General features: G+C 38.5%; 2 protein-coding genes. One reads left to right on the top strand and one right to left on the bottom strand.

Features of this window, described 5'->3' with window-relative positions; genetic code table 11:
* Positions 1-496, bottom strand: a 496-nt coding sequence (locus DBR11_RS24285) for an NADPH-dependent FMN reductase (RefSeq protein WP_108555175.1), incomplete at its 3' end; no start/stop codon positions are given.
* Positions 497-610: 114 nt separating this feature from the next.
* Here DBR11_RS24285 and DBR11_RS24280 point away from each other — a divergent pair.
* Positions 611-1,042, top strand: a complete 432-nt coding sequence (locus DBR11_RS24280; protein ID WP_108555174.1) for a DUF2147 domain-containing protein — start codon at positions 611-613, stop codon at positions 1,040-1,042.
* Positions 1,043-1,151: the final 109 nt, after the last annotated feature.

Here is a 1,151-nt window from a genome sequence, read left to right as displayed (position 1 = left end):
GTATTTTGTCCAAAGCAAGCTGGTCGGTAACTTGGGCCTGGACATTAATTTTTGTGCCAATAGAAGAAATCACAAACTGGCTTTCTTCTGTGATGCGGGATTCAATAATCAATAACGTGCCTAAGAGAGATTGATGTGCATAGTGCCCCGAAGTTGAAGCTGTGATGAGCAGTACCGGTTTTCTAGAAAACTCCATAGATGAAACTGTCCAGTCAATGGCGTTCTTTAGAGATCCGGGAACGCCAACGGCGTATTCAGGAGTACAAATCAAAACCGCATCGGCTGCTTTGATCAGACTACGGAAATCATTTACGGTTTTCGGACCAGATTCATTGTCTAGTTCCGGGTTAAAATGAGGAAGATCTGCCAGGCCTTCGAAAATTATAAAATTAAAAATCTCTGCATATTGCTGCGCAATAAATCTGATCAGATTCAGGTTAGAGGAATTTTTTCTGGTGCTTCCGCAAATGGCGACAATGTTCTTTTTGTTGTTCATTGATTTTGTGTCTGGCAATGATAAAGAAATCAGCAGTCATTTTGAAATAGGAGAAAACTTTCTTTTATCTGGGCCTATTTTATTACTTTAGGTAAACTTATAATCTATACTTGTATGAAATATCTATCAATTTTGCTGCTGTTTACTGCGATTTCTTTTTCTGGGTTTTCGCAAAATAAAGACGCTATTCTTGGACAATGGGTAAATGCGTCAGGTGAGGCTCATATAGAGATCTTCAAAAAGAGTGAAAAATATTTTGGAAAGATTGTTTGGTTGAAGGATCCCAAGGATGATAAAGGAGCGAATAAAACCGATATCAAAAATCCGGATCCGGACTTGAAGTCTAAACCTATTATGGGCTTGGAATTGTTAAGAGATTTTGTTTACGATGATGGTAAATGGACAGATGGTAAAATTTATGACCCAAAATCTGGAAAAACCTACAGTTGTAATATTACGGAGAAAAGTAATGGGCAGCTGAATATTCGTGGGTACATTGGTATTTCACTGATTGGCAGGAGCGAAGTCTGGAAAAGGGTTAAGTAGATGAGAGTTTTAGCACTTCTGTTTTTTTGTCTTCCTTTGTCCCTGCTGGCGCAGAAGTATGACTTTTTGCCTTTAAATTCAGGTACAAATACCAGCATAAGGGGATTGT

The organism is Pedobacter sp. HMWF019 (genome assembly GCF_003061025.1).
GTDB lineage: Bacteria > Bacteroidota > Bacteroidia > Sphingobacteriales > Sphingobacteriaceae > Pedobacter.
This window is presented reverse-complemented; position numbering and strand designations above follow the sequence as displayed.

Coding starts and splice junctions, on each gene's coding strand:
- DBR11_RS24280 (WP_108555174.1), top strand. CDS start 611: ATGAAATATCTATCAATTTTGCTGCTGTTTACTGCGATTTCTTTTTCT.